21 protein-coding genes and 2 pseudogenes are annotated in these 26149 nt (G+C 42.5%); 14 read left to right on the top strand and 9 right to left on the bottom strand.

The window, feature by feature from the left end; genetic code table 11:
• Positions 1–192: 192 nt before the first annotated feature.
• Both JMY01_RS05525 and sohB read right to left on the bottom strand, forming a co-directional pair.
• Positions 193–1428, bottom strand: coding sequence for an acyl-CoA dehydrogenase family protein (locus tag JMY01_RS05525; protein ID WP_201577261.1), 1236 nt, complete (start codon positions 1426–1428; stop codon positions 193–195).
• A gap of 331 nt (positions 1429–1759) precedes the next feature.
• Positions 1760–2728, bottom strand: coding sequence for a protease SohB (gene sohB, locus JMY01_RS05520; protein ID WP_201574648.1), 969 nt, complete (start codon positions 2726–2728; stop codon positions 1760–1762).
• Between the two features lie 616 nt (positions 2729–3344).
• On the opposite strand from sohB, the pseudogene aspS reads away from it, so the two are divergent.
• From aspS to JMY01_RS05495, 5 genes and pseudogenes are all read left to right on the top strand, one after another.
• A pseudogene (gene aspS, locus JMY01_RS05515) lies at positions 3345–5171 on the top strand (aspartate--tRNA ligase).
• A 103-nt stretch (positions 5172–5274) separates the two neighbouring features.
• Positions 5275–6255: a lysophospholipid acyltransferase family protein gene (locus JMY01_RS05510; protein WP_201574647.1), complete on the top strand. Its 981-nt coding sequence runs from the start codon at positions 5275–5277 to the stop codon at positions 6253–6255.
• Positions 6256–6369: 114 nt separating this feature from the next.
• Complete coding sequence (locus tag JMY01_RS05505; RefSeq protein WP_201577250.1) at positions 6370–7146, top strand: glycosyltransferase; 777 nt, start codon at positions 6370–6372, stop codon at positions 7144–7146.
• A 256-nt stretch (positions 7147–7402) separates the two neighbouring features.
• A complete protein-coding gene (locus tag JMY01_RS05500; protein ID WP_227677692.1) occupies positions 7403–8206 on the top strand; it encodes a hypothetical protein in 804 nt (267 codons plus the stop codon).
• Between the two features lie 23 nt (positions 8207–8229).
• Positions 8230–9324 carry a glycosyltransferase gene (locus JMY01_RS05495; protein WP_201574646.1) on the top strand — a complete coding sequence of 365 codons (1095 nt, stop codon included), beginning with the start codon at positions 8230–8232 and terminating at the stop codon, positions 9322–9324.
• 15 nt (positions 9325–9339) lie between these two features.
• Here the strand turns inward: JMY01_RS05495 and JMY01_RS05490 are convergent, their stop codons facing one another.
• The 3 genes from JMY01_RS05490 to JMY01_RS05480 all read right to left on the bottom strand — a co-directional run bounded on the left by JMY01_RS05490 (position 9340) and on the right by JMY01_RS05480 (position 12252).
• Positions 9340–10149, bottom strand: coding sequence for a glycosyltransferase family 25 protein (locus tag JMY01_RS05490; RefSeq protein ID WP_201574645.1), 810 nt, complete (start codon positions 10147–10149; stop codon positions 9340–9342).
• A gap of 92 nt (positions 10150–10241) precedes the next feature.
• Complete coding sequence (locus JMY01_RS05485) at positions 10242–11324, bottom strand: glycosyltransferase (RefSeq protein ID WP_201574644.1); 1083 nt, start codon at positions 11322–11324, stop codon at positions 10242–10244.
• A 64-nt stretch (positions 11325–11388) separates the two neighbouring features.
• Entirely contained in the window at positions 11389–12252 is an 864-nt protein-coding gene (locus JMY01_RS05480) for a glycosyltransferase (protein WP_201574643.1), read from the bottom strand.
• A gap of 356 nt (positions 12253–12608) precedes the next feature.
• Here JMY01_RS05480 and JMY01_RS05475 point away from each other — a divergent pair, with 356 nt between their 5' ends.
• Positions 12609–13946: a glycosyltransferase gene (locus JMY01_RS05475; RefSeq protein ID WP_201574642.1), complete on the top strand. Its 1338-nt coding sequence runs from the start codon at positions 12609–12611 to the stop codon at positions 13944–13946.
• Positions 13947–14044: 98 nt separating this feature from the next.
• Here the strand turns inward: JMY01_RS05475 and JMY01_RS05470 are convergent, their stop codons facing one another.
• Both JMY01_RS05470 and glnE read right to left on the bottom strand, forming a co-directional pair.
• On the bottom strand, positions 14045–14974 hold the full coding sequence (locus JMY01_RS05470; protein WP_201574641.1) for a branched-chain amino acid transaminase: 930 nt from the start codon (positions 14972–14974) through the stop codon (positions 14045–14047).
• Between the two features lie 228 nt (positions 14975–15202).
• Positions 15203–18050, bottom strand: a pseudogene (glnE, locus tag JMY01_RS05465) (bifunctional [glutamate--ammonia ligase]-adenylyl-L-tyrosine phosphorylase/[glutamate--ammonia-ligase] adenylyltransferase).
• Between the two features lie 431 nt (positions 18051–18481).
• Between glnE and tusD the strand changes: the two are divergent.
• The 4 genes from tusD (at position 18482) to JMY01_RS05445 (ending at position 20224) form a co-directional block, all read left to right on the top strand.
• Entirely contained in the window at positions 18482–18991 is a 510-nt protein-coding gene (gene tusD, locus JMY01_RS05460) for a sulfurtransferase complex subunit TusD (protein WP_201574640.1), read from the top strand.
• Between the two features lie 35 nt (positions 18992–19026).
• Positions 19027–19350: a hypothetical protein gene (locus tag JMY01_RS05455; RefSeq protein WP_201574639.1), complete on the top strand. Its 324-nt coding sequence runs from the start codon at positions 19027–19029 to the stop codon at positions 19348–19350.
• A 218-nt stretch (positions 19351–19568) separates the two neighbouring features.
• Entirely contained in the window at positions 19569–19898 is a 330-nt protein-coding gene (locus tag JMY01_RS05450; protein WP_201574638.1) for a hypothetical protein, read from the top strand.
• The gene (locus JMY01_RS05445) at positions 19895–20224 is read left to right on the top strand and encodes a TusE/DsrC/DsvC family sulfur relay protein (RefSeq protein ID WP_201574637.1); all 330 of its coding nucleotides are present in this window, start codon (positions 19895–19897) and stop codon (positions 20222–20224) included. Before JMY01_RS05450 ends, JMY01_RS05445 begins: the two co-directional genes overlap by 4 nt.
• 72 nt (positions 20225–20296) lie before the next feature.
• Here JMY01_RS05445 and JMY01_RS05440 read toward each other — a convergent pair whose 3' ends face one another.
• On the bottom strand, positions 20297–20860 hold the full coding sequence (locus JMY01_RS05440) for a tRNA (cytidine(34)-2'-O)-methyltransferase (RefSeq protein WP_201574636.1): 564 nt from the start codon (positions 20858–20860) through the stop codon (positions 20297–20299).
• Between the two features lie 376 nt (positions 20861–21236).
• On the opposite strand from JMY01_RS05440, the gene JMY01_RS05435 reads away from it, so the two are divergent.
• The gene (locus JMY01_RS05435; protein ID WP_201574635.1) at positions 21237–21380 is read left to right on the top strand and encodes an entericidin A/B family lipoprotein; all 144 of its coding nucleotides are present in this window, start codon (positions 21237–21239) and stop codon (positions 21378–21380) included.
• A 105-nt stretch (positions 21381–21485) separates the two neighbouring features.
• On the opposite strand, the gene hemW is transcribed toward JMY01_RS05435, so the two are convergent.
• A complete protein-coding gene (gene hemW / locus JMY01_RS05430) occupies positions 21486–22781 on the bottom strand; it encodes a radical SAM family heme chaperone HemW (RefSeq protein WP_201574634.1) in 1296 nt (431 codons plus the stop codon).
• 252 nt (positions 22782–23033) lie between these two features.
• Here hemW and JMY01_RS05425 point away from each other — a divergent pair, with 252 nt between their 5' ends.
• From JMY01_RS05425 to accB, 3 genes are all read left to right on the top strand, one after another.
• Positions 23034–23522, top strand: coding sequence for an EVE domain-containing protein (locus tag JMY01_RS05425; RefSeq protein WP_201574633.1), 489 nt, complete (start codon positions 23034–23036; stop codon positions 23520–23522).
• A gap of 249 nt (positions 23523–23771) precedes the next feature.
• Positions 23772–25139: an MATE family efflux transporter gene (locus JMY01_RS05420; protein ID WP_201574632.1), complete on the top strand. Its 1368-nt coding sequence runs from the start codon at positions 23772–23774 to the stop codon at positions 25137–25139.
• Positions 25140–25615: 476 nt separating this feature from the next.
• Complete coding sequence (gene accB, locus JMY01_RS05415) at positions 25616–26044, top strand: acetyl-CoA carboxylase biotin carboxyl carrier protein (protein ID WP_201574631.1); 429 nt, start codon at positions 25616–25618, stop codon at positions 26042–26044.
• The last annotated feature ends 105 nt before the right edge of the window (positions 26045–26149 follow it).

Below are 26149 nucleotides of genomic sequence, written 5' to 3'. Positions count from 1 at the left end.
ATGTTCCTTATCATCTGGTTATTTATCATCAAAAATAAATCATAAGCGAGAGCCGACTTAGTCGTAGGGTGCTTTCTAAGCACCTAAAAGCTATTATAGTGGTGGATAAATCCACCCTACGCCCCTTCAAAGTCAGTTTCTATTAATCAATATTTATTGCTTAGGCTATTTTAATAGCTGACTTATTACAACTTAACGCTTAAGACGATATCCTTCACGCTTTAGCTCTAATTTGGCAATCATGGTTTTATGCACTTCATCAGGGCCGTCAGCTAAGCGCAGTGCGCGTGCTTGTGCAAAAAAGCTTGGTAGTAATGCATCTTGACACACACCCATGCCACCATAAATCTGAATCGCCATATCGACCACTTCTTGTAGCACAGTTGGAGCAACTACTTTAATGGCTGATATTTCAGTTAGCGCCGCTTTGGTACCTTGACTGTCCATTTTTTGTGCAGCATATAGCGTCAATAAGCGGGCTTGGTCAATTTTGATACGAGCATCGCTAATACGCTCGAGGTTACCGCCCAACTGCAATAACGGCTTACCAAAAGCCGTACGCTGCATACCGCGGTGAATAGCAAGCTCCAAAGACTTCTCTGCAGCACCAATACAACGCATACAGTGATGTATTCGACCTGGTCCCAAGCGCCCTTGCGCAATCTCAAAGCCCATCCCTGGCCCACCAATGAAGTTAGCGGCTGGCACACGCACGTCAGTAAAGCTCACCTCGCCATGACCATGCGGCGCATCGTAATCACCAAATACCTTTAGCATACGCTCGATTTTGACACCAGCGGTCTTAGCAGGCACCAGCACCATAGAGTGTTGATGATGACGATCTTTACTCTCATCAGGGGTATACGCCATGACTATCAACACATCAACAGCAGGATCACCAAGACCAGATGACCACCACTTGCTACCATTAATGATGATCTCATCACCATCGACCACGGCAGTTGCCTGCATGTTGGTCGCATCACTAGAGGCAACATCAGGCTCCGTCATACAGAATACCGAGCGGGTCTTACCTTCCAATAATGGCGTCAGCCACCTATCTTGCTGCTCAGTACTGCCATAACGCCACAACAGCTCCATATTGCCGCTGTCAGGCGCATTACAGTTAAAAACGTAAGGTGCCAATAAACTGCGTCCGGTCAACTCTGCAATCGGTGCATAATCAGTGACGGATAGCCCAGCACCTAGATTTTCATCAGGTAAAAACAGATTCCACAAGCCTGCAGCGCGTGCTTTTGCTCTCAGGGTCTCGTACGCTTCTGGCCACTGCCAGTTTTCCCAATGGCCATCAGGATTTTGCTCATGACAGTCTTGCCAGAACTGGGCTTCTATCGGCTCGATATGCGTTTCTATGAATTCTTTGACTTGTTGATGCATGGACTGACCATGCGCCGTTGCGCTAAACATAGTTTGTGATGTATTGGTTGTCATTATTATATTCCTCTTCCTTGTTAAATATTCTAGATTTTACCGTAAGCCACTAGCCATCAGTGACCACTAGCTATCTGTCTTTAGTGCAGATAGTCAATTCAATTTGCAAGTAGTACAAGGCAACCAAGTGTAGATGTATATTAAATGCTTCAAGCGAGGTTAACGCTGTAATACTTTTATAGTGGATTGACTATATTAGGTAGAACGCTCTCTACATTTATAGCATAACCCTTGTTCTGAAACAGAAAAAGGCGCGACCGGCTAGGCCACACCTTTAGGTTGTCAACACACTTTAATGACTCAGATTTTATTTTAGAATATTTAAGCGACTATTAAAGTCAAAGCGCATCAAGGCTTCTGGTAGCTTGTCAGCGGCGATATTAAGCGTCGCTTCTGCAGCCTGTGCCAGACCCAGCTTTTCGGCCAAAGTTGGCTTTTGGCGTGAATGCAATGCATACACTTGACTCCTATCCATCAACTGCAAAATATAACTGTCCGAAGTCTGTAAGCTATCCACCAGGTTTAGCGCTAAAGCGTCCTCACCATACCAATGTTCGCCAGTTGCAACCTTGTCCAAGTCCAAAGACGGACGATAGGTATTGACGAAATGCTTAAATAGCTGATGTGTTTGCTCAAGCTCTTCTTGATACTTCGCACGATCTTCTTCGTCGTTTTCACCAAATATAGTAACTGTGCGCTTATAATCACCTGCGGTGAACATCTCATAATCAACGTCGTGATTTTTGAGCCATTTATGGAAGTTTGGCAATTGTGATACCACTCCGATTGATCCAATAACCGCAAACGGTGCAGCAATGACCTTATCCGCGACGCAGGCCATCATATAACCACCACTGGCAGCGACTTTATCAACACAGACAGTAAGTTTAAGACCTGCATCTTTTAGGCGTGCCAACTGCGCCGCAGCCAGACCATAGCCATGCACCAAGCCGCCCGATGATTCAAGACGAACCACTACTTCATCACCTTTGTTAGCCGTGCTAATCAGAGTGCTGATCTCTTCACGCAGATGCTTCACCGCTGTGGCTTTCAGATCACCATCAAAATCAAGCACAAATACTTGCTGCGACTTGTCTTTACTTTTGGCTTTAACTTTTAAGGCCTTTTTCGCTTTTTTTGCCATGCTCTTTTTGAGCTGCTTAAGTGCGGCCTTACCTTGAGTCGCTTCCATAAGGTCTTCACGGCGCTTTTCTTGATTTTTATTGAGATGCAGAACTTTTAGCTCAACAGGGTTTTTGGGCGGATGAAATAGCATAAAGTTTCCTTAAATAAAATAATCGATATCAATCTTGTTATCAGTACAACCTACAACCGCTTAGTATGACAACTTATTAGCTTGGGTTGTATGTGAAAGTAATATAGTTAATATCAAACTGATATGCACGCACAGTCGACAGTTTTCAAGCCTACATACGATATTTAACCTATTATATGGCAGCTGTACAAACATCTGTTAAATGAACGTCGAACCATGACGCTATCAGCTTGTCACGCGTAACCGAATCTAAAGGGATTGTGCAAGCAGAGTTGTATAAAAATGGCAGATTAGGCATAATATGCGTTTACATCTATTTCCATGCAGCCAGCGCGACGAGGTTTTGTCTTGATCGCGTTTTATTTGCTATTTTTTCATAACATCTTAAATCACATCGACATAAGATACGCTATATTAAAATAGCAGCGCCACTTAAGCCTATACTTAGCAACTGATAAACGCTCATTTCTTGCCTACTGGTTCTCATGCCATGATGGCTTGTCGTGAGCCAATGACAAAAAAGATAGCATTGGTTGAAATCAAATAGCGCTGGCCGCATGATTGTACATCGAACTGGGCTGACAACTGGATAACTAATATTATGACGCAAAGTACTATGACGCATGGCAAATACCGAGACGAATATTGCGGAGCCGTAACCGAAAGCTTTATAGAACAAACCATCACTATCGTAGGCTGGGTACATCGCCGCCGCGATCATGGTGGCGTAATTTTCTTAGACATGCGTGATCGTGCAGGCATCCTGCAAGTCGTCATCGATCCTGATACTCCAGAAGCATTTGCGACTGCCGATGCGGCACGTCCTGAATACGTACTTAAAATTACTGGTCGCGTGCGTCGTCGTTATGAAGGCACCGAAAACCCAAATATGACCAGTGGTCAAATCGAGCTATTGGGCAAAGAAATCGAAGTATTGGCTAAGTCTGATACGCCGCCATTCCCGCTTAACGATGAAAACACCACTGTATCAGAAGACTTGCGCCTGAAGTATCGTTACCTCGATATGCGTCGTCCGCAGATGCAAGAGCGTATGGTATTCCGTGCCAAGGCCACATCAGCCATTCGTCGTTACTTAGATGACCATGGTTTCTTAGATGTTGAAACTCCTATCTTGACACGCGCGACCCCTGAAGGTGCTCGTGACTATCTGGTGCCGTCACGTACACGCCCAGGTAACTTCTTTGCCCTGCCGCAGTCGCCACAGTTATTTAAACAGCTATTGATGGTATCTGGTTTTGATCGCTACTATCAAATCGCTAAGTGCTTCCGTGATGAAGATTTACGAGCTGATCGTCAGCCAGAGTTTACGCAAGTGGATATTGAGACTTCTTTCTTAGATGAAGAAGAAATCATGAACATCAACGAAGGTCTCATCAAGCACTTATTCAAAACCATGATGGATGTGGAGCTTGCCGACTTCCCACGTATGACCTATGCGGATGCGATGCGTGACTACGCTTCAGACAAACCTGACCTACGTATTCCCCTAAAACTGGTCGACGTTGCAGATCTCATGCAGAGTGTTGATTTCAAAGTCTTCTCCGGCCCAGCCAATGATCCAAAAGGTCGCGTCGCGGCACTACGTATCCCTAATGGTGCGGCTCTCACCCGTAGACAAATCGATGAATATACCAAATATGTTGGTATCTATGGTGCGCGTGGCTTAGCTTATATCAAAGTCAACGATGTAAGCTTGATCAACAATGGCGTCGATAAAGAGTCTGGATTACAATCGCCAATCATCAAAAACATGACCGATGAGGTGTTAGCCAGCCTAGTCGAGCGCACTGGTGCACAAGATGGCGACATTATCTTCTTTGGTGCAGATAAAGCCAGTGTTGTTAATGATGCCATGGGAGCACTGCGTCAGAAGATTGGTCTAGATCTTGAGATGCAGACTTGCACGTGGGCGCCGCTATGGGTCACCGACTTCCCTATGTTTGAAGAAACGGATGATGGAAAATGGACCTCGGTACACCATCCCTTCACTAAGCCATAAGGCTCAGTAGATGAATTAAAGAACAGCCCAGAGACTGCTCTTTCTGTCGCCTATGACATGGTACTGAACGGTACTGAAGTCGGTGGTGGTAGCTTGCGTATCAATACGCTTGAGATGCAAAAAGCCGTGTTTGAAGCACTCGGTATCGACGAGGCCGAAGCAGAAGCGAAATTCAGCTTCTTACTTGACGCCCTTAAGTTCGGTGCGCCGCCGCACGGTGGTCTGGCCTTTGGTTTGGATCGTCTGATTATGCTAATGGTTGGTGCGGACTCCATTCGTGATGTCATCGCCTTTCCGAAAACCAAAACTGCTGAATGCCCATTGACTCAAGCCCCTGCTGAAGTTGACAGCAAACAACTGCGTGAATTGGGCATTCGTGTGCGCGAAAAAGCACAGGCTGACACCAATAAACCTGCCCAATAAAGGGTCTGATAATGCATACATTTTTTTTACAGCGTGATTGTGTGTTCAGTAGCATCTCGAGTTATGAGAGACTACACAGTCATCTATTACAATGTGAAAAATTATGAATCCTTATCAGGTTTTCAAATACGTGCCACTATCTGTCTTACAGGTATTGGCGCGTTTTGTTGCCTACATCATAATGCGCATGCCTAATGCCAGTCTGACTCGTGCGATTAACATCAACTTATCGCTGGTGGCTCCTGCATTATCTGCTGCTAAAAAACAAGCACTGATTAAAGACATCGTGCTACATCAATGTCTTAGCAGTGTCGAGTCTGTCAAAAGCTGGGCAATGTCTCCTGAATGGAGCATTAAGCAAGTCTGTGACGTCCATAATAAAGACATTTTGCTTGAGGGTCTTAATAACCCAAATGGCATGCTCGCTATCGTGCCGCACTTGGGTACGTGGGAGATGATGAACGCTTGGCTCAACCAGTTTGGTGCGCCAACCATCATGTACAAGCCAGTGAAAGGCAATATTACCAATGACTTTCTCCTGCGAGGACGTTCGCGGCTCAATGCAACTTTAGTGCCTACCGATGCCAGTGGCGTCAAGGCGATATTCAAAACCCTCAAACAAGGTGGTTTTAGCATTATCCTGCCTGATCATGTTCCTGAACCAACAGGCGGCGTAGTAGTACCGTTTTTTGGTGTCGAGACATTAACCAGCACCCTGGCCTCAAAACTCGCTAGCAAAACCAAATGTGCCTTGGTAGGGTTGTCCTGCATTCGTCGTGACGATGGTCGCGGATTTGATATTCATTGTTATAAGCTTGATGATCCAGCACTATATGACCGTAATGTATCTACTGCTGCTCATGCACTCAATCAAGCGATGGAAGATATGATTTATGACAACTTTGACCATTACATGTGGGGCTACAGGCGCTTTAAGCATATACCCATCATAGAAGACCCTTATCGCGCAGATGAGACTGCTCTAGCCGACTTTATTCACGCTCATCACAATAATAACAATTGTAATGAGCAAGCTAACAATGACAGCTCAACGAATCTTAGCAAAAGCAGCAAAGACAGCTAATACGATGACTTAGACGTACAGTAAATAAGGTTTATGCTAAAATCAGTACCATTCTTTGCCCTTCTTTGATATCAATAAGAGTCTATTATGACAAGCAATCAAACTGAATCTCTAATGACAGAGCAAGAAGTCTCTACAAGAGATAGCACACCTGAGCAGCGTTATATCATCTGTATGAAATGGGGTGATAAATACGGTCCTGAATACGTCAATCGTTTATATAATATGGTCAGCAGGCATCTAACTTTAGATTTTCAGATGGTCTGTCTGACCGATGATAGCACTGGTATTGATTCTGCCGTTCGATGCTATCCAATTCCAGAGATGGATCTGCCAGCTGGCCCTGAGCGTGGTTGGAAAAAGCTCACCACTTTCAAACCTGAGCTATACGACCTTAAAGGGGTTGCGCTGTTTTTGGATATCGATATCGTTATCGTCGATAATATCGATGCTTTTTTTACTTACGAAGCCAAGCATGACGATAGCGTGGTCATCATTCGTGACTGGAAAAAACCTTGGCGTATGATCGGTAACAGCTCGGTCTATCGCTTCAAAATTGGGCAAAACACCTACCCTGACTTGCTTGCAAACTTCGAACGTAATTTCGACAGCATTCGCCAGCAAGTTCGTCATGAGCAAGCTTATCTCTCTAACTACTTACGTGAGCATCATCACTTAGAGTACTGGGATAAAACATGGTGCGTTAGCTTCAAATACCAGTGTATTGCCCCTATTCCATTTAACCTTGTGCGAGCGCCAAAACTCCCTGATGGTGCAAAAATCGTCATCTTTCATGGTGAGATTAATCCGCCCGATGCGATTAAAGGTGGCGGCGGAAAATGGTATCGTCATGTGAAGTCCAGTCCATGGCTTGAGAAACATTGGGTATAATTAGACATTGGGTATAATTAAATTAGCAGACCCAGTTAAAGCATTGGCTTGCATTGTTATGAATTTGCGCATTTTCTAGAGCTATGGTTCGTTCGAAATAAAACCGATACGCTAATATGGGCGTGCTGCTGTGATAAATAAATATTGTTTAAAAGCTAAATGATAAAACTCTGTAGGAAATACTATATTGGATAATAATATAAAAAAAGCTATAAACTTTCCTGATGCCATAGCTATAAGTGTCCATGGAAAAAAGGTGAGTATCAAAGCTTTTGACGCCAGTGAAGACAGTCAAAACCTGAACAAGCAAGTGGTCAATATATTTGCATCCGGGCCTTCTATTGCGGATTTGGTTTTTGATAAACATTTGACATCCACACCAAGTATATTTGTCAATGGCAGTTTAAGCTTAACGAAAGAGCATGCTTTTTCTAATATTGTAGGCTATGTGATCAGCGATGCCAGATTCATTAAAAACAATCCAGAGGTTCTAACTCAATATTATAAAGGGCAGCTTCTATACGCTACCCTTGCTGTCTATGAAGCAATGAGCGCAGACTTACCTGAGTTAATATCTCAGTATCACAATAATATGAGAATAATATTTCCCGTTGATAGACCATTAAATAGTAGGGTCAATAAGCACTGGCTTACTTCATTACCTGTCATTAAGAAGTTTGTAAATAAAAAGATAGCGCTCAGTGAACTTGCCAATCACTCTAACTTTGTGATTGATGACTCTCACAAGCCAGAGGCTATTGGGGTCTCGCTGAATGTCACTGACGGCTTTGTTGAAGCGGGAACTGTTGCCTATATTGCAGCTCAATTAGCGTTTTCGCGGCAAGCAGGCGCTATTCACTTGTATGGTATAGACTTATTAAACAGTCATAAACCACGATTTTATGAAGATGAGGACAACAATGCTCCATGTAAGCTTGACAAAGCCATCACTGATCGTATTGTGCCCTCTTTTAATTTACTGAGTAGAGTTTATAACAAACTGGGTGTTCCCGTGATGAATCATTCGCCAGTATCTAAAAAACTTTTTAACTCTCATTAGGGTCTATTGAACATTTAAATATTATGACAATACCTACACATCCCAATAAAAAACTACAGACCATTATTCTGGCAATACCTTCTTTAAATATTGGAGGTGCAGAGCAATTTGTAATTACCTTGGCTAAAGCCTTAAAAAAAGCACAGCATAATGTACATATTTTGCTACTACGTGATGAGATTAAATTGCCTGTCCCTAGTGATATACCTGTGCACATTTTTCCTTATGATAACTATCGCAAGATACCAAGATTCATGCGAAAGAAAATCATAGCAAAGGCGATAGATGCGTTTATTATAAAAAATATAGGTGCTCCCGACTTATTATTGTCTAACTTAAAATCTATCGATCAGTTTTTGGCGCATAGTCATTTAGATAATGTCTATTTAGTGGTTCACAATACTTTATCTAAGCTTCATAGCATGTCATCAAGATCATTGAAGCAGTTAAAAGACATTTACTTATCAAAGCCTTGTATAGGTGTCAGCCAGGGGGTGACCGCAGATTTGCCTATTCTGTTAGAGCAAGCTATTGATATAACGACCATTTATGATCCTGTTGATCTACAAAAGGCTGAAGATTTATCAGCGCTATTTACCCCTCCATATCAAGACTATTTGATAAATGTCAGTACGTTTAAAATGGCAAAAAGACATGATCTGTTAATCAAAGCTTATGCAAAAAGCAACTTAGACGTTGATTTAGTATTGGTTGGTGATGGAGTAGAACGTCCAGCATCTGAAGCACTGGCTAAGCAGTTGGGGGTCGCTAATCGCGTTCATTTTGTAGGTCTTACAACAAACCCATATCCTTATATAAAGAACGCTCTAGCCATGGTCATCTCATCAGACTATGAAGGATTAAATATTGCCATGCTTGAAGCCATCTCTTTAGGTACGCCAGTTATTAGTACCGCTTGTCCATCAGGGCCTCCTGAAGTATTACCTTCCAAAAACCTAGTACCTGTCGATGATACGGATACTTTATCGCAAAAAATGTTAGCAGTAGTAGACAATCCTGAAAAATTTATCATTGCTTTAGAGGAGAAGTTTTATCCTGATTATGCTGCTGTACAATACTTAGAGCTTATCGGTAGCGACAATACCATTGCTAGTTAATGTATCAGCATTGCACTACTCTTTATATTCGATCTTTTGCTTTTTGTAGCCGCCAACAGTCAATAGTAGTGAACGCGAAAAATTTACTAACTGCATTTGTGTCCAAAGTCTCATTAGCTCTCTATTAATTTTTTGTTGTGCAGAGAGTTTGACTTTGATAACAGGCCTAGCCTGCCTTTCTTCTTCAAGACAACTTCCAAAGCGCGTAGATTGTTCATTATATATCTTATCTTGGATACATAAAGCTGGGGATACTTGATACACTTTGCTCGCTTTTTGCTCAATCAGCCTATCGAACATAATATGATCAACAGGCCTATCGACCCCTAACCCTTGTATCATTGTCACCAGCTTTTTAGCCCCTTTTTGGCTAATAATATATCCAGCCATACCCATGTGACTGCTCCTCATATGGCATAACTTATGATCTAGCATGATGTCGATGCCTTTATTGATCATAACCCTACCATGCATAGTCTCAAGTTTAATCACATCAAAATCATTGGGTAACCAATCAAGGTTATTTAATAAGGTTTTAGCTCTTTTAGAAAAATATATATCATCTTCAAAAACCATTAAATATGGCAGCTTGTGCGCTATAACTTGCTGCCACAAACAATAGTGACTTAGATAACAAGCAACCTCTCCTGCAGACATTCTTGCTGATTGAACTTTTAAACCATGTTTCTGCAAAGTATCTTCAACTTGAGTCTTATTTATAGCATCAAAGTAGCTAAAATCAAGATTATGTGCATCAAACAAGCTATCAATATGTTGACGACGTTCATGCTCATCAATAAGGCTAACAACAGCTACTTTTTTCATCTTAAAATTTCTCTTTTCTGCGAATACTATGAGTAAACTAATTTACCTATTGATTAGAGTCTATTGAACAATAACAATGAACCAAAAGCACATTAGACAACAGTTTGTACAAACTCAAGATATTTTTTGGCAATCTCTTTCGGGAGAAGTGCTTCATCGAAGTCTGCGTAGAATTGTTGTGGGTTTTTCATAGCTTGGCTTAACTTCTCCGCGACAGCGTCGACATTATCTATCGGCATTAAGTTTTTTTCAGGCAACATCTCTCTTGGTCCAGACTGGCAGTCAGTACTGATAACTGGCGTGCCAAGTGCCAAAGCCTCTGCAAGAACCATCGGAAACCCTTCTCGATTAGACGTCATGATTTCAAATTGGGCATGCTTGACATACGGATATGAGTTTTTCTGAAAGCCTAATAGGGTTACCTTCTCTGTTAAACCAAGATCGACGATTAATTGCTCTATGTCACTTTTTAGCTTACCTTGTCCTAGGAGTAACAAAGGTAAGGATTGGTCAGTTTTTGCATAAGCCTTGAGTAGTATATCGTGGCGCTTAGCTTCTTTAAAGCTACCAACATGCACAATATAATTTTGATAATTAGGAATAAACTCTGTAGCTAACTCCTGAATACTATCTCGATCAATAGGATTATTAATAGTGGTTATAGGGGTAATATTACCCAGATGCTGAATAAAATCATCTTTTACGCCGTCACTTACGCATATACAGGGATGTTGAGAGTAAATGTCTCGCAGTTTTAACTTTAACTGATCAAGATTGCTTACCTGATTAAACTTATAATATAACGATAATGTACTGTGAATCACATAAGCCACATTCGGCAACTGGCTATAACGAAAAATATTGTCTGGTCGCTCTAGATTAGATAAAACAATATCAGGTTGACCAATCTTATTTAAAATATAGTTATCAACAGCACGGGCAAAAATTTTGTGACGACGCGCTGCTCCTGGAATGAGCTTATAAGGCTTAAATTTTAATAAGTGATAGTTCAAATTATCATTCAGATTATATTCTACGAGCGGCTTAAACCTCAAAATATGGACATCATAGCCCAAATCATAAAACCCTTGCCCCAGTGTGAGCACAGAGCGCTCAGCACCACCGCCTTGTAGACAGTTAATAACAAGTACCGCTATTTTGGTACGTTTATTCATAAATAAAAACCTATTATAAAGTAACACTCATCTCATGGATTAAGGTATGTTGAACATAATTTTTTTAACGTTTAAAAACTCTCGAAAATAACGATCTGGAGACGTGTGGACGAGTGACCTTATTGCCCGTATAGCGTTGCTGAGTTTTTTTTGGAAAAGCACCAAATGGCTCTACTCGATAGTTATCTAACTGGTAACCATTATCAAGGGCTTCGTAATAGTATTTATCGAATAACTCGACTAAATCCTGTCTTGGATGCGGCATTATTTCTCCATCAAACCAGTGCTCACGGCCTTCTGCGCTCAATCTCTTTAATGAGTGCTTATGGCTGAACTGAGTACCCATATCTGAATAATGCAATATTCTGATATCTTCAATCGCTAAACCTTCTCCATCCACACAGTTATAGCTGTCTTGATACGGCTCGACAAGCTTAGGGTCTTTTTTGATGAGCTTCATCATTTTACGATGGCCTTTAGGGTCTTTTCTGAGCTTTGTAACTGCTGGAATGGTATTTTTTGCCTTACTACAATCCCATACACAAGTACAAAGACGTGTCATATCGGCTTTTGTCTTAGCTGCTACAATGGATTTACCATTTATAGGATGTGCCCATAATTCGGCCAGATCAGACAGCACAATCATATCTGCATCCATGTAGATTGCCCGTCCTGAAAAATTGCAATATTCTGGTATTGCCCAGCGAAATCCTGAAAAAGGGGTTGGCCATTTAGTGGTGTTCCACCCTTCATCTGTCTCAGGGTTAGAATACCAGAAGCTTTGTGGATCACGTGACAATTGCATCCATACAATCTCAACAGGCAAGCTAGTATATTTATGAATACTATAGTCTAGCACCATCATTTGTTCTAAATCACAGTTGTTAGGATCACAGCCTACAAACACCTTAATAGTATCACTACTCATATACCACCTTCGTAAATTAACAATCTAAGAATAAAAGCTATTTAACACCCATTATACTAGCTGCCTACTGACATGCTATCTAATCATTTTTTAATTATGACTATATTTTAAACTATATGGATCGCTTAGCTATGCTCATTAAGTGATAGCATTTATAATAGCCCTATTATATACACTCCCTATTAAGGGTATGGGTATTATACAGCTTTTACCTAATGTGTGGACGTATTTACCCTATCAAACCATACAGTTATATAAGCTTATATAGTTATAATCAAAGACACCTATCAGTCACTTATCTACTTATTCAATAGCGATCACTCTTTTCACTAAACATTTAATAAAGGAAATAATTTATGCCACCTGAACTGGCTGTAAATAATTTTAATAAACCCACCAACATTCTTTTCATTTATCATCGTCTTGACGGCATCGGTGGTATTGAGACCCGCTGGATAGATGAATTTCAATATTTAAATAAACACAATTATCACGTCTATTTACTAACTCACAAGAGAGCCTTTGATCCGAATATTGCTAAGCTATTCAATACCTGTCATTTTACTACAGTTGATATAGAAAGCGTGTCTTTAGCGACTGACTTCATCAAACTGGTCGATCATGTTGTTGATACTATCGAGAGTCATGATATTGAATTACTGAGCATACATATGCTTGATTTGTTTGCCTGTGCAGCTGTGATGGCCGCTCAACTTTGTCGTATCCCTGTCATATCTACTATTCATGGAACACCAGATATATACCGCGCACCATTTAATCGGTTATTTATTCAGAGTCTAACAGGTAATAGTTTCAGTTTATCAGTCAGTGTCTCTAAACATTTAGAAGGTATATATTTCTCTCAAGCACCGTTGATTAAAGTAATTCCCAACTTAATTAATTTAAATGAATATCGACATCAAGCAAGTGAAATAACACCAGCTTGGCTATTGATCAGTCGTATAAGTGCTGAAAAGTACGAGTCAATTTTACGTTTTTTGCAGGCAGCAAATAGTTGTAATATAGCTAATATTGACATCGCAGGCGGCGGTGATCCATTAGAACTACGCAAACGTATCAATGCTCTTGATATCAAGACTCAAGTAAGGTTTTTAGGTGAAGTTAGAGATATAGCGGAACTGATGCCAGGGTATTTAGGTGTTGCTGGAATGGGCCGTGTCGCTATAGAAGGCTTAGCGTGTCAAAAGCCAGTGTGTATTATTTCTCCTGAAGGCAATTTGATCGGTTTAGTGACGGCATATAACTTTACACGCCTTAGAAATTACAATTTCACTGGCAAAGGACTTGTGGCAATTGACAATCAAGAGCTATCCAAACAGCTCGAACGTCACACTCCTGAAAATAGTCAACACCTCTATCAAAAATTAAAACATGAGCTTTCTATCGATAATTGGGATAAATACATCGAGCTGTATAAAAAAACAACTTTTATAGACAACCAAGCTTTAGAATCTCTTTATCATAAGCTTGCTTACTTCGCAGTTACCCTTTCACGTCCATTTGAAAAAGATAAGTTTTTCTGGCATTTATTTTACGAGACACTTATTGAATATAAATTAGACGATATCAAAGAGATGTATCATTATTACGAAGACAGTATCGGTCTGACAAGCGACTATCCCAATCCTTATGTGACAAATAAAAAAGTGAAATGGCGAGATAAATTTAAATAGCTGTGTTTAAGATCTGTTGAATAAACGCAAAAAAGCTAAGACCCATAGAAATCTTAGCTTTTTCTATATAAAAAACATCTAACTATGCTAACTTATGATTAATCAATAAAACTTAACCAATCCATATACTGCTCATTGCGGCCATGTACTACGTCAAAATATAACGTCTGTAGCTGCTCAGTCAACGGACCACGACCACCATTGCCGATAGTACGGTCATCGTATTCACGAATCGGGGTCACTTCGGCAGCCGTACCTGTCATAAAGATCTCGTCTGCCAAATAAAACTCGTCACGAGTGATACGGCGCTCAACGACTTTGATACCTAAGTCGTCAGCAAACTGAATGATCGTACGACGGGTGATACCATCTAGCGCACCACCGCCCAAATCTGGTGTATGTAGTACGCCGTCTTTCACTAAGAATAAGTTCTCGCCAGCGCCTTGACAAACATATCCTTGTGGATCCATCAAAATGGCTTCATCGTAACCATTACGGGTCACTTCTTGGTTTGCCATGATAGAGACTGGATAGTTGCTCGAGGCTTTGGCCTTACACATGGTCACATTGGTCATGTGATGCGTGAATGATGAGGTCTTCACACGGATACCATTTTTGATACCGTCTTCACCAAGGTAGGCACCCCAGTGCCACGCAGCAACCATCGCATTGATACTGTTATCACGTGAAGACAAGCCCAGCTTCTCTGCACCGACCCAAATCAGGGGACGAATGTAAGCTTCAGCCAAGTTGTTTTGCTTAACCACATCTTTGTGTGCTTGCTCAAGAGTGGCAGCATCGAAAGGCACGTCCATTTGGAAAATTTTGGCAGAGCCTAATAAGCGCTCAGTATGCTCTTTTAGACGAAAGATTGCGGTACGATTGTCAGCAGTTTGATATGCACGTACCCCTTCGAACACTGCCATACCATAATGCAGGCTATGTGTGAGCACGTGAACCTTGGCATCAGGCTGTTCAATTATCGTGCCATTCATCCAAAGCTTGCCTTCCTGTGTTGCCATATTCATTTAGTAATCCTTATGTTAGTGCTAGCGACTAACTTTTTTGTTGAGTAAGTGTTGCAATTTAAACTATAAGCTGACACTGTTTTTATAGTGAAACCGATTATATCACTGGCAGAGCAAACAAATGAAACATTTTAGTGATTCACTGTCTTTTAGCTGCTCAAAACCTGTCTTTTATTGATATCACTTTTTCATACCGCATTTTATATATACCGTATCTTAGACAGCGTTTTATTCTGGCTCGCCCTGTCTGGAAGGCACACCCATCAGACGCTGCCACTGTGCTTGTACCAGTGCGCGAGTTTCTTGCCACAATGTTTCATCTACCAGTAGTGACTGCTCGGCCAACGCTAATTGATGAGTAGCAGCACGAATGCGCAGATAAGCATCAGTGAGATCTTGACAGACCTGCGCTTCCCAAATACCAAGCAGCGCGACTTCTTCAAAGATACGTACGTTATCACTCCATTTGGTCAAGCTTGGATGTTCATGCGAGTAAGCCAACACCGCAAACTGTGCCAAAAACTCAATATCAATGATACCGCCAGCATCTTGTTTCAGCTGAAACTTGCCTGCTTGTTGTTGCCATTGACTGGTACCCAGATGCTTTTGCATCTTGATACGCATGCTGGTCACTTCGGTGCGCACTTGATCGAGGGTACGTGGTAAGGCCAACACCTTGCGGCGAATGTCACAAAAGTGTGCCGTGACGCGTTTGTCACCACATATCGCCCGCGCCCGCACCAAGGCTTGATGCTCCCAGGACCAGGCTTTTTCGCGTTGATAAGTCTCAAATGCGTGACAAGAAACCACCATCATGCCAGCATTGCCTGAGGGCCGCAGGCGCATGTCAATCTCATATGCTCGCCCATCACGGGTTTGGGTATGCAGATAAGTCATCAGCTTTTGTGCCAGACGCGCGGCAAACTTCATCCCACTAACAGACTTTTCTCCAGTCGTCATACCCTGCTCTTTTATCTTGTGCAAAAACACCAAGTCTAGATCAGAGGAATAAGACAGCTCAAGACCGCCAAGCTTACCATAGCCAATAATCGCAAAGCCACAGTCCGCTTCCAGTCACTGGATCGCCATTTTGGGCAATGGGATAGCCGTGGCGTTTGACCAATTCTGCAAAAGCGCGTTCAAGCGCCGCTTCTAACACCACTGCCGCAATATAGGTCAGTGAGTCAGACACCTTCATAATTGGTCGCTCAGCCAGTACATCACTCGCAGCAACTGCCAATACTTGATTCTTTTTAAACAGCCTCAGGACGCTTAGCAACTCTTCTTCGTCGTTTGGCTCGACTCGCAGTAGCTGCTGGCGCAAAATATCACGCAGCTCTGGTTTGTCCGGCAGATGACGGTAACGCTGCTGCAAAAAAGTATCTAGCAGCACAGGATAACGCGCCAGCTCATTGGCAATCCATGGACTCGCAGACAACATCGGGATCAGCTCAACGGTTGCATTAGGGTTTTCAGCAATCATCACTAGGTAGATAGAGCGCCGACAAATCGCTTCAAGCAAGGCAATCAGTCTTGGTAATGCGGTATTGGCCAGCTGCTGCTGTTCTTGATGGGCAAGCAAAGCATGGACGATCACTGGGTAAGCGGCATCTAAGCGGCTTCTGGCTTCATCACTGAGGTTTGCAACCATCTTTGATTGCCAAAACGTCTGTAATAGCTCTCGGTTAGATTCAGTGAGCACCTTATCGAGCTGCACAACTTGTTCGTCTAAGTCAGCAGGTTCAAGTGCAGTGTCTTCCTGCGCTGGCACTTGACGCTCGGTCACCATGCGCTCAAATGGCACGTTGACATTATCTCGATGGTGATTCAGCGTTGTCAGTAAGCCTTTCCAGTCCTCAAAACCTAAGGTAACGGCTAGATTGTGCTGCCACTGAGCATCCTGTGGTAGGCGCTGAGTTTGCTGATCATTAATCGCTTGAATACCATGCTCAAGCCGACGTAAAAAGCGGTAGGCTGCTTGCAGCTCCTCGTAAGTTGATAACTCTAGATACTCAAGCTTACACAATACCTGCATCGCTTGTAAGCACGCCTTCACCTGTAGTTGTGGATGGCGACCCCCATATATCAGCTGAAAGGCTTGCACGATAAACTCAATATCACGGATACCACCTGCACCCAGCTTAATATTGTCCAAATCTTCTCGCTGCGCTACTTGGTTCTGAATGAGCGATTTCATCTCTCTGAGCGCTGAAAAGGCACTGTAATCGACATAATATCGAAACACAAAAGGCTTAATCAGTGCTTGTAGCTCATCATAAAACGGCGGTGAAACCTGACCGACCACTCGCGCTTTGAGCCAAGCAAAGCGCTCCCATGCACGGCCATGATTGGCGAAGTACTTTTGTAGTGCTGACAAGTGAATCGCCAAATCACTACCATCACCCCACGGACGCAAGCGCATATCCACTCGGAATACAAAACCATCTGCCGTGCAGTTATCGAGCAGTTTGATAATACCTTGACCTAGACGAGTCATAAAACGCTTGTTGTCGATACTGCGCGTGCCCTGCGCTTTATCGCCGTCCGTTTCACCGCGCGCTTGATGGACGAAGATCAAATCAATATCACTGGATAAATTTAGCTCATGTGCTCCAAGCTTGCCCATAGCCATAATGGCCATATCATCGATGTGTCGTACGCCTTTACTATCAATGAAGGTTGGATGACCATATTTAGCAACCAAGTGCTGATAGGTATATTCTTTGGCAAACAGAATACAGCCATCCGCCAGCTCCGATAGCTCATCGGTCAGCTGCTCAAGCTCGATTAGTCCTAGTGCATCTTGCCAAATCCAGCGCATCATTAGTAGCATACGCAAATTTCGCAAGCCTTTCATGACAGTGGCTTCGTCACCCAACTGATAATTCTCATCTAAGGTATAGTCTTGAATGAGGTCATCTATCTGCTGGCGCGTCAAGGTCTGATCTAAAGGATAGCTGCGTAAAAACATCTGGCAAGAAGCCGTTCGACTCTCCCATATTTGCGCTGCAAACTCACTGGCAGTAAATAAGACTTGAATTTGTTCGGGCGTAACAGAAGACATAGCTGGTAACATAATAATAAAAGCTCCGTGCAGCATAGGACTATAAGACTACCTGAACCCAGCCGTATTGTTGATAATTTTTTCTTACGAGGTGGTCATGCGTATGGGTAGTGATATGAAATAGACACATCATGTTTGCTTGACTGACTGTCATTACAAAACAAATGGTATTGTATTTGATTCAGCTGTACTTATGGTAGCATGACATCCATAGCACATCCTTAAGAGACAAAGCATTCTTTTACCAGTAAGGTGTTGAAGAGTACTAAATAGGCAATTACAATGCCTAGGGCAAGCTTCCATTTTGAGAATATAGATACTAAAGCCCCTAATTTTAAAATAGGTTACTCTCGAACAAGCTTTTTCTCAATCACTTAGTCTCTTAAAACAAAATAGCCCCTTAAAAAGCGACCACTACTAAAACATGACTGATGACATAACCTATGACTGATAAGCCTACGCCACTACTGTTGATTACCGCTGATCCTAGTCAGCCGCTCGCTCATTTAGCATTACGTTATGCACGTGCCTATTTAAAACACAAAAAGTTAGAGAAAGAGACGTTAGAACAAACAAAGCTAGAAGAGGCCACGTCGCAACAAACAGCAGCCCATAATAACATCGATCCTGAAATTTCTGACGACATGGCTAAAAACGATACGCCGCCATTAAACCTGTTTTTTTATGCGGACGCCGCACATACTGCCAATCGCTTACGCTGGCAGTCAGCCGACCAAAGCGATTTAACCAAAGAATGGCAAGCGCTTGCCAAACAACATAACCTCTCGCTACCTGTTTGTGTCAGCACCGCGCTAAGTCGCGGTATCAGTGATACCGACAACAGCGCACGCCATCAATTAGATAGCGAAAATCTTGCAGAAGGGTTTCATTTGGTTGGACTCAGCGAGCTTGCCATGATGATGCAAGACAATTGCCGCCTGATTCAGTTTTAAGTGCTAAAAAAACGCCAATAGTAAAGGTTAAACTCATGAAATTACTCATTCAGCTACGCACTCCGACTGAAATGGCAAGCTATGAAGGCTGCGCCCTAGCCTTGACGCTTGCGACTTTCGGTCATGAAGTACAGCTTTATTTAGACGCGCCTGTCTTTGGATTGTTAATGCAGCCTAATTCGCGTTTGCATGGCATGATTCAATCCCTTGAACTATACGATATGCCGCAAGCTTGGCTCCCTGACGATGTATTTAGCGGTTGGATGACTGGCATGGTGCCAGACGACCTAGCCTCACAGCTCACCTTGATACCAGAAGTGGTGAACTCACAAGACTTTGAGCAAGTCTTAACCTTTTAGCTCTCTATATAGTCAGCTGAATGTAAAACTGTTATGGATTTAAACGCGCTACTGGTATAAATTTTACTTGCGTGCTGCGTACCCAGAGGCTGCGCAACTGTACTTCAAAAGATAGCATCCCAGTAGCGCTATGACATTTTTAGAGTGTATCGACTATAGCATCAGATTCTTTAGCATTAAACATTCGCTCAACGCTTTGCAATCAATCGGAACCTCATATGGCAACTCTATACCAATTACACAGCTCAATGGATAAGCTTAGACGCAGTACAGAACAGATGGCGCAAACTTGGCGCGCTGGTGACAGTATTATTTTATTAGGAGCGACCGCTGCTTTTATTGACTGGCTCAATGCCTATTTAGAGGATAATGATATAGACCGCATCGCCAGCATCTACGCCCTAGCTGATGATGTAGCGCAGCTCGGTGACCATACCAATGCAAAGCTAAACCTAAATACAAAGCTAACAGCAGTTTTGTCAGATACTGAGTGGGTAACCCTAACCCAAGACCCACAGTTCGATAAAGTGGTGACAATCGCGCTATGACTACTTCTACTTCCAACATTGCTTTAGATCAAGACGGTCATCTTTGTGATCATACTATTTGGACACCTGCTATCGCCCAACAATTAGCCGATACGCTAGAGATAAAGCTAACGGATGAACATCTGGCTATTCTGCAGCAAGTACGGGCATTTTTTGTCAAATTCAATCACGCACCAGCGACGCGCCCCCTGATTAAATGGCTACAAAAAACCTTACCTGAGCACGACATCAGCAATCAAAAACTACAGCAGTTATTCAATACTGGCTTGGTAGCAAGACATGTCAATCGTCTCTCTGGATTACCCAAGCCGCCTAACTGTTTATAGTTACTTTTTTTATAGTTACTTTTTGTTTATAATTACTTTTTTATAGATATTCGTGACAGTTATTCCTTATCGCTATTTGGGATCATAGACCGCAAGCGTCTCATAACCCGTACTGCGACCGGTATCACCGTAAAACCCTTGCTGGCGCCACACTTCATAGAGGCATATCGCCACACTATTAGCTAGGTTCAAGCTACGTGAATCAGGTAACATAGGCAGTCTTAGCCAGTTATCCTCACCAATATCATCACGTATATCGTCGCTCAAGCCTGCTGTCTCAGAGCCAAACACCAATGCCACACTCGCTGCTGCCCCTAATGTATCGGCTGTATTGGTATTTGCTTGCATCATGAAGTCGTAGTCATAAAATGGTTGACTAAGCTTGGTGGTTAACGCTGTGATTGCCTGACATCCTGCCGTAAGCAATGCCTGCTTTGCCGCTGCCCAATCTGTGTGTACCTGCAAGTTTGCATATTCATGATAATCCAAGCCAGCACGGCGTAGTTTTTTATCATCAAGCTCAAATCCCAGCGGCTGTACTAAATGCAGCTGCGCGCCGCTATTGGCACACAAACGAATAATATTACCCGTATTACTGGGCATTTTTGGTGCGACTAGCACGATATGAATGGTCATAAGACGATTCCGTAAAGTTAATTGGACAGGGTTCTAAAGGATTGGGAGGGTTGTCATCAAAAATTAGCTGACTTTTACTTGTCAATGACTCTTACCACATAACAGCGATATAAAATAATAAGATAACAAGCGTAATCAAAAGTTACAGTTTACTGTCAATACTTACATTTTGATACTGTGCACAGATTTCAACTTTCACTATGATGTCTGTAATGGATATCCAGACAATGCCGTGATATCAGAAACATATTTTTTTAATATGACTCTGATGCCACTATTTTGTAGTGTGTCCTGTATAGCGTTTATGATGTTTGAGCACAGCGCTTAATATCATTTTCGTTAATTGTAATAACCCACCCATTTTGAGGACTTTATTATGAAAAAAGTAATTATCGCATCTTTAGCTGCTATGTTTGTACTAACTGGTTGCAACACTTTCAAAGGTTTTGGCCAAGACGTCTCAAGCGCTGGTGAAGCTGTTACTGGCGGTGCAGAAAGCGCTCAGCAGAAAATCCAATAGTTAGTAGCTAACCGTTAGGTTTTTTAAAAGACTCACCATTGGTGGGTCTTTTTTTATTTAGGCCAAAGCCTTAACTAGGGTCTGTTGAACATTCACAAATGAGCATTATAAAAATGGTTGTAATATTTGATTCATATAGCGACGACCCAGTGCGGTTGGTTGTAATTGCTCAGCGCTATCAATCAATAAACCTTGCTTGATAAGGCCTTGCACTTGCTGTGCAATACTCTCATAGCTCAGTCCTGTGCGCGTCTCAAATAGCGACCACGTCACGCCATCATATAAGCGCAGTGCATTTAGCATAAACTCACTAACAAGCTCATCATCTGCAATCTGTTGCCAGCCAACCATTTTTGGGGCGTTCTGATAACTCATATAATCTTTTGGTAAGCGAGACTTACTAAAACGATAGATACCTGTGTTTGGTAGCTGCTCATTGTCTGTTAAACCTTCAGCTAATAATAAACCAAAGGCACCTTTATTTAGCGTGCTATTATCTAGCGTTACTTTACCGTGAGCGCCTGCGCCAATTGCCAGATAGTCGCCAAACTGCCAATAGTTTACATTATGTCGACAAGGGGCGTCTGCGGCTCCTGCCCATGCTGATACTTCATAGTTGTCATAGCCTAGACGCTGTAATAATGCCTGACCCTCTGATTCAATATCGGCTAAATTATCTTCATCTGGTAACACAGGCTGATTACGATAAAATACAGTATTTGGCTCAATAGTTAGCTGATACCAAGAAATATGCGTCGCGCCAGCCTCATGGGCGGTTTGAATGTCATATAACGCTTCGTTCAGGGTTTGCTGCGGGAGACCGTGCATCAAATCCACATTTACCCGCTCAAAACCCGCGACTCTTGCTGATTTGATAGCAGAAATTGCCTGCTTAGGATCATGAATACGCCCAAGCGTCTGCAACTTATCGGCAGCGAAGCTCTGTACCCCTATAGATAAGCGGTTGATTCCCACCTCTAAATACTCAGCAAAGGGCGCATGCTCTAAAGTGCCTGGATTGGCCTCCATCGTCACTTCCACATCGTCCGTAACGTCAAAACAGTCACGTAAGCCAGTAAACAGGCGCTGATACTGGGTAATGGGTAATAATGAAGGCGTACCACCGCCAATAAATATGGAGCTAATCGGGCGTCCTTGCATCAGTGGCTGCTGCATCTGTGCATCTAACAACAGGGCATCTACATATTCGTCATACATGGATAGCGGTGCGTCAGCGCGCAACTCATGCCCCAACTCATGTGAGTTAAAATCGCAATACGGGCATTTTTTGACGCACCATGGAATATGTATGTATAGTGCCAACGGGACACTTTTAACATCTATAAGAGAGGCGCTTGTCGTGCTTGCAAGATGGTCGGGCTTAGAATGAGAGATAGGCATGGCATAAACTTATTGGGCAAAGGACTGTGGTAAACAGAAAAAACACGACTAGGATAACGGCTTGACACCATAATGGAAAGCACTGATATTTGCTATTTAATTAGAATACAAATCAAGACTTGCTGCTAATCTAGTGAAATAACGCTTGTTGCTAAACTTATAACAAAATTATTAATGAATGCTCATATTAATCAAAGGTTATTAGCGTTAACTTAGACTGAATTTTACAACTAAAATATTAGGATGCATGACATGGCTTATTGGCTGATGAAATCTAATCCACGCTTCTTTGGTATTGACGATCTACAACGCTTGGGCACAGACAGTTGGGATGGCGTACGCAACTACCGCGCTCGTAACTTCATGCGCGCTGATATGCAGGTGGGTGACAAAGTATTTTTTTACCATTCAAGTGCCAAGCCATCTGGCGTGGCTGGCATCATGAGCATCAGCCAAGCAGGCTACCCTGACCCCACTCAATTCCATCCCGAGCATCGACATTACGATCCAATAGCAACGGAAGAGGAACCACGTTGGTATATGGTGGATGTCACCTTTGAGCAGACGTTTTTAGATGTTTTACCATTATCAGAGCTAAAGTTTATCCCTATGCTTGAGGATTCATTGCTACTCAGAAAAGGCTGCGAACAATTAACCGTGATTCCGCTTGAACCCAAACACTGGCAAGCCATTATGGCTATGGCAGAGACGCTTGAGATACTGCCTGAGAGTTTTGAATAGCATTACTATGAATATTCGAGTCCTGAGAAGCGTTGACATCACATAACGGCTTCTTTACCATTCTCTCTACTTTTAACCTGTCAGTTCATAACTTGAATTGACGGGTTATTTTTATTTTAGTGTCTTTTATTTTCAATCAGAGTATTATCGTCCGCACTGTTTTTCTCTACACCATCTTACTATGAAAGTGTTGATGGCAGTATTTACTTATCAATAATAACCACCGTGAATAATGAAAAGTTGCTAACTATGGTTTTTCCATTATCCTTTCCAGATTTTAAAAGCTACAGCTTACGCTTGGGCGTGCTTGCATTGCCTATCTTGATTACCCAGTTTTGCCAAGCAGCACTTGGCGTCGTTGATGCCATTATGGCAGGACAAGTCTCCGCTCTCGATCTGGCTGCTGTCGCAGTTGGCTCTGGTATTTGGCTGCCGCTGTTTTTATTAGCCACAGGCATCTTAATCGCGACCACACCTTTGATTGGTGAGGCGATAGGTCAAAACAAACACAGTCAAGTACCACATATTACCCAACAATCAATCTGGGCGGCTGGGGTCATTGGCATCGCTGGGTTTATCATCGTCAACCTTATGCCAAACGTACTGGGCATTATGGGTGTGCCTGACAATATTCGGCCCATAGCCTCGCAATATTTACATGGGGTTTCCTTTGGTTTCCCTGCTATGGCAGTGTATGCAGTGTTACGCAGCTACTGTGAGGCGCTCGGACGACCAGAGCCAGTGACCGTTATCAGTATCATCGGTCTGCTGGCTGACATTCCGCTCAACTATATTTTTATCCATGGATTATTTGGCATGCCAGAGATGGGCGGCGCTGGTTGCGGCGTAGCAACCGCCATCGTTCTATGGATAAACGTATTGCTTTTGGGCACTTATACTACTTTTACTAAGCGTCAGCAATTTGCCAGTACCCGCTTTTTTTATAGCTTTACCAAACCCAATCGCGAGCAAATTACCAAACTATTGAAGCTAGGCATACCCATTGGTATTTCTATCTTTTTTGAAGCCAGTTTATTTAGCTTAGGGGCGTTGGTTATTAGCCCGTTAGGTGAGCTGGCGACGGCGTCACACCAAGTGGCCTTGTCAGTGACGTCACAGCTGTTTATGATTCCCATATCGGTCGCCATGGCACTGACCATCATGGTCTCTAACCGCTTTGGTGAAAAAAACCTCATGGCCCTGCGCCAAGTACAAGCGACTGGGCTAATATGGACAGTGATTATTGCTGTTGTCTGTATGCTTGGAATTTGGCTGTTTAGACCTCAGTTAGCCGCCGCTTTTACTGATAACTTAGAAGTACGAGCACAGGCCATGCACTTGCTTATCTTTGCACTTGGTTATCAGCTGTTTGATGGTTGGCAGGTCAACGTCGCTGGTATATTGCGCGGTATGCAAGACACCACTGTGCCTATGTGGGTGACGCTGTTTTGTTATTGGCTCGTCGCCTTGCCACTTGGTATCTATTTAGTGCGCTTTACGGATGTTGGAGCGCAGGGTTTTTGGGTGGCATTGATTACGGGTTTGTTCTTATCCTCTATACTCCTGACACTGCGATTACGCTATCAGCAAAAGCGCCTACTAGAGCTATGGGGCTAACCTTAGTCAACAAATGCTAGCACTTACTGGCCACATAGACTATGATAAATAATGGCTCTTTTAATGTATGCCTATAATAAATACAATCACCTTTACCCGCTACAGAAATGCAAGGACGCTTTCTTTTTTGGTGGTGTTCTAAAAAGTATGCTAGCGATAGAAGTCAATAAGAAATCTATGCTAAGTTCTCTGATTCTATAGGGCTTTAAAGGCTTCAAAAATTGTTCAAGTTTTAATCAGCATACTTTTTGACACACCACCTCTTTTTTAAATATAGTTGGCACAGCATCGAAGCTTTAGAAAACATATGAGGTCTTACCAATATGTATGTTTGCGTCAAAAAAATGTAAAATATTCCAGTTAACAACTGTACATTGATTGCTCATTGCAGCAATTATAGGTATCATTAGCAACTAACTAAACAATATTTTGTTACACTATTTCTTTTTAAATTCAGCAGAGGTATAAAAAAAACTATGGATATTGAAAAAATACGCACCCTAATCGCCCTCATGGAAGAAAACGAGCTGGTCAATTTAGAAGTCAGTTCAGACGATGAGCATATTAGTTTAACCCGTCACTATGACGCCCCTGCTCCTACGATGATGGCTGCGCCTGCTGCTGCCGCTCCTATTGCTGCGACCCCTGCCAAAGCAGCTGGCAAAGCTGGTAGTGTAGAGACAGCTCCGATGGTTGGTGTCTTTTATTCTGCTGCTAGTCCTAATGATCCACCGTATGTTAAGGTCGGTCAAAAAGTACAGGCTGGTGATACCTTAGGTATCATTGAAGCAATGAAAATCATGAACCCGCTTGAAGCGACTCAAAGTGGTGTTATTGACGAGATCTTAGTGGACAACTCTGAGGTTGTACAGTTTGGCCAGCCAGTTATACGCTATAAAGCCTAATTGTACTTGCTGTACCTTATTTTGTTATGCTCAATTTATCGCTCATATTCATAGTCAATTATGAGTAAATTGCAGCGATTGAGTTGATCAACACCGCTTTGACAA

The organism is Psychrobacter sp. H8-1, from assembly GCF_904846575.1.
In the GTDB taxonomy this organism is placed as follows: Bacteria; Pseudomonadota; Gammaproteobacteria; order Pseudomonadales; family Moraxellaceae; genus Psychrobacter; species Psychrobacter fulvigenes.
Note: the sequence above shows the minus strand (reverse complement) of the source record. Positions and strands in the feature narration are given on the sequence as shown.

Excerpts from the sequence above, each read along its gene's own strand:
- JMY01_RS05525 (WP_201577261.1), bottom strand. The coding sequence starts at position 1,428 with ATGTTTAGCGCAACGGCGCATGGTCAGTCCATGCATCAACAAGTCAAA.
- sohB (WP_201574648.1), bottom strand. The coding sequence starts at position 2,728 with ATGCTATTTCATCCGCCCAAAAACCCTGTTGAGCTAAAAGTTCTGCAT.
- JMY01_RS05510 (WP_201574647.1), top strand. The coding sequence starts at position 5,275 with ATGAATCCTTATCAGGTTTTCAAATACGTGCCACTATCTGTCTTACAG.
- JMY01_RS05505 (WP_201577250.1), top strand. The coding sequence starts at position 6,370 with ATGACAGAGCAAGAAGTCTCTACAAGAGATAGCACACCTGAGCAGCGT.
- JMY01_RS05495 (WP_201574646.1), top strand. The coding sequence starts at position 8,230 with ATGACAATACCTACACATCCCAATAAAAAACTACAGACCATTATTCTG.
- JMY01_RS05490 (WP_201574645.1), bottom strand. The coding sequence starts at position 10,149 with ATGAAAAAAGTAGCTGTTGTTAGCCTTATTGATGAGCATGAACGTCGT.
- JMY01_RS05485 (WP_201574644.1), bottom strand. The coding sequence starts at position 11,324 with ATGAATAAACGTACCAAAATAGCGGTACTTGTTATTAACTGTCTACAA.
- JMY01_RS05480 (WP_201574643.1), bottom strand. The coding sequence starts at position 12,252 with ATGAGTAGTGATACTATTAAGGTGTTTGTAGGCTGTGATCCTAACAAC.
- JMY01_RS05475 (WP_201574642.1), top strand. The coding sequence starts at position 12,609 with ATGCCACCTGAACTGGCTGTAAATAATTTTAATAAACCCACCAACATT.
- JMY01_RS05470 (WP_201574641.1), bottom strand. The coding sequence starts at position 14,974 with ATGAATATGGCAACACAGGAAGGCAAGCTTTGGATGAATGGCACGATA.
- tusD (WP_201574640.1), top strand. The coding sequence starts at position 18,482 with ATGACTGATAAGCCTACGCCACTACTGTTGATTACCGCTGATCCTAGT.
- JMY01_RS05455 (WP_201574639.1), top strand. The coding sequence starts at position 19,027 with ATGAAATTACTCATTCAGCTACGCACTCCGACTGAAATGGCAAGCTAT.
- JMY01_RS05450 (WP_201574638.1), top strand. The coding sequence starts at position 19,569 with ATGGCAACTCTATACCAATTACACAGCTCAATGGATAAGCTTAGACGC.
- JMY01_RS05445 (WP_201574637.1), top strand. The coding sequence starts at position 19,895 with ATGACTACTTCTACTTCCAACATTGCTTTAGATCAAGACGGTCATCTT.
- JMY01_RS05440 (WP_201574636.1), bottom strand. The coding sequence starts at position 20,860 with ATGACCATTCATATCGTGCTAGTCGCACCAAAAATGCCCAGTAATACG.
- JMY01_RS05435 (WP_201574635.1), top strand. The coding sequence starts at position 21,237 with ATGAAAAAAGTAATTATCGCATCTTTAGCTGCTATGTTTGTACTAACT.
- hemW (WP_201574634.1), bottom strand. The coding sequence starts at position 22,781 with ATGCCTATCTCTCATTCTAAGCCCGACCATCTTGCAAGCACGACAAGC.
- JMY01_RS05425 (WP_201574633.1), top strand. The coding sequence starts at position 23,034 with ATGGCTTATTGGCTGATGAAATCTAATCCACGCTTCTTTGGTATTGAC.
- JMY01_RS05420 (WP_201574632.1), top strand. The coding sequence starts at position 23,772 with ATGGTTTTTCCATTATCCTTTCCAGATTTTAAAAGCTACAGCTTACGC.
- accB (WP_201574631.1), top strand. The coding sequence starts at position 25,616 with ATGGATATTGAAAAAATACGCACCCTAATCGCCCTCATGGAAGAAAAC.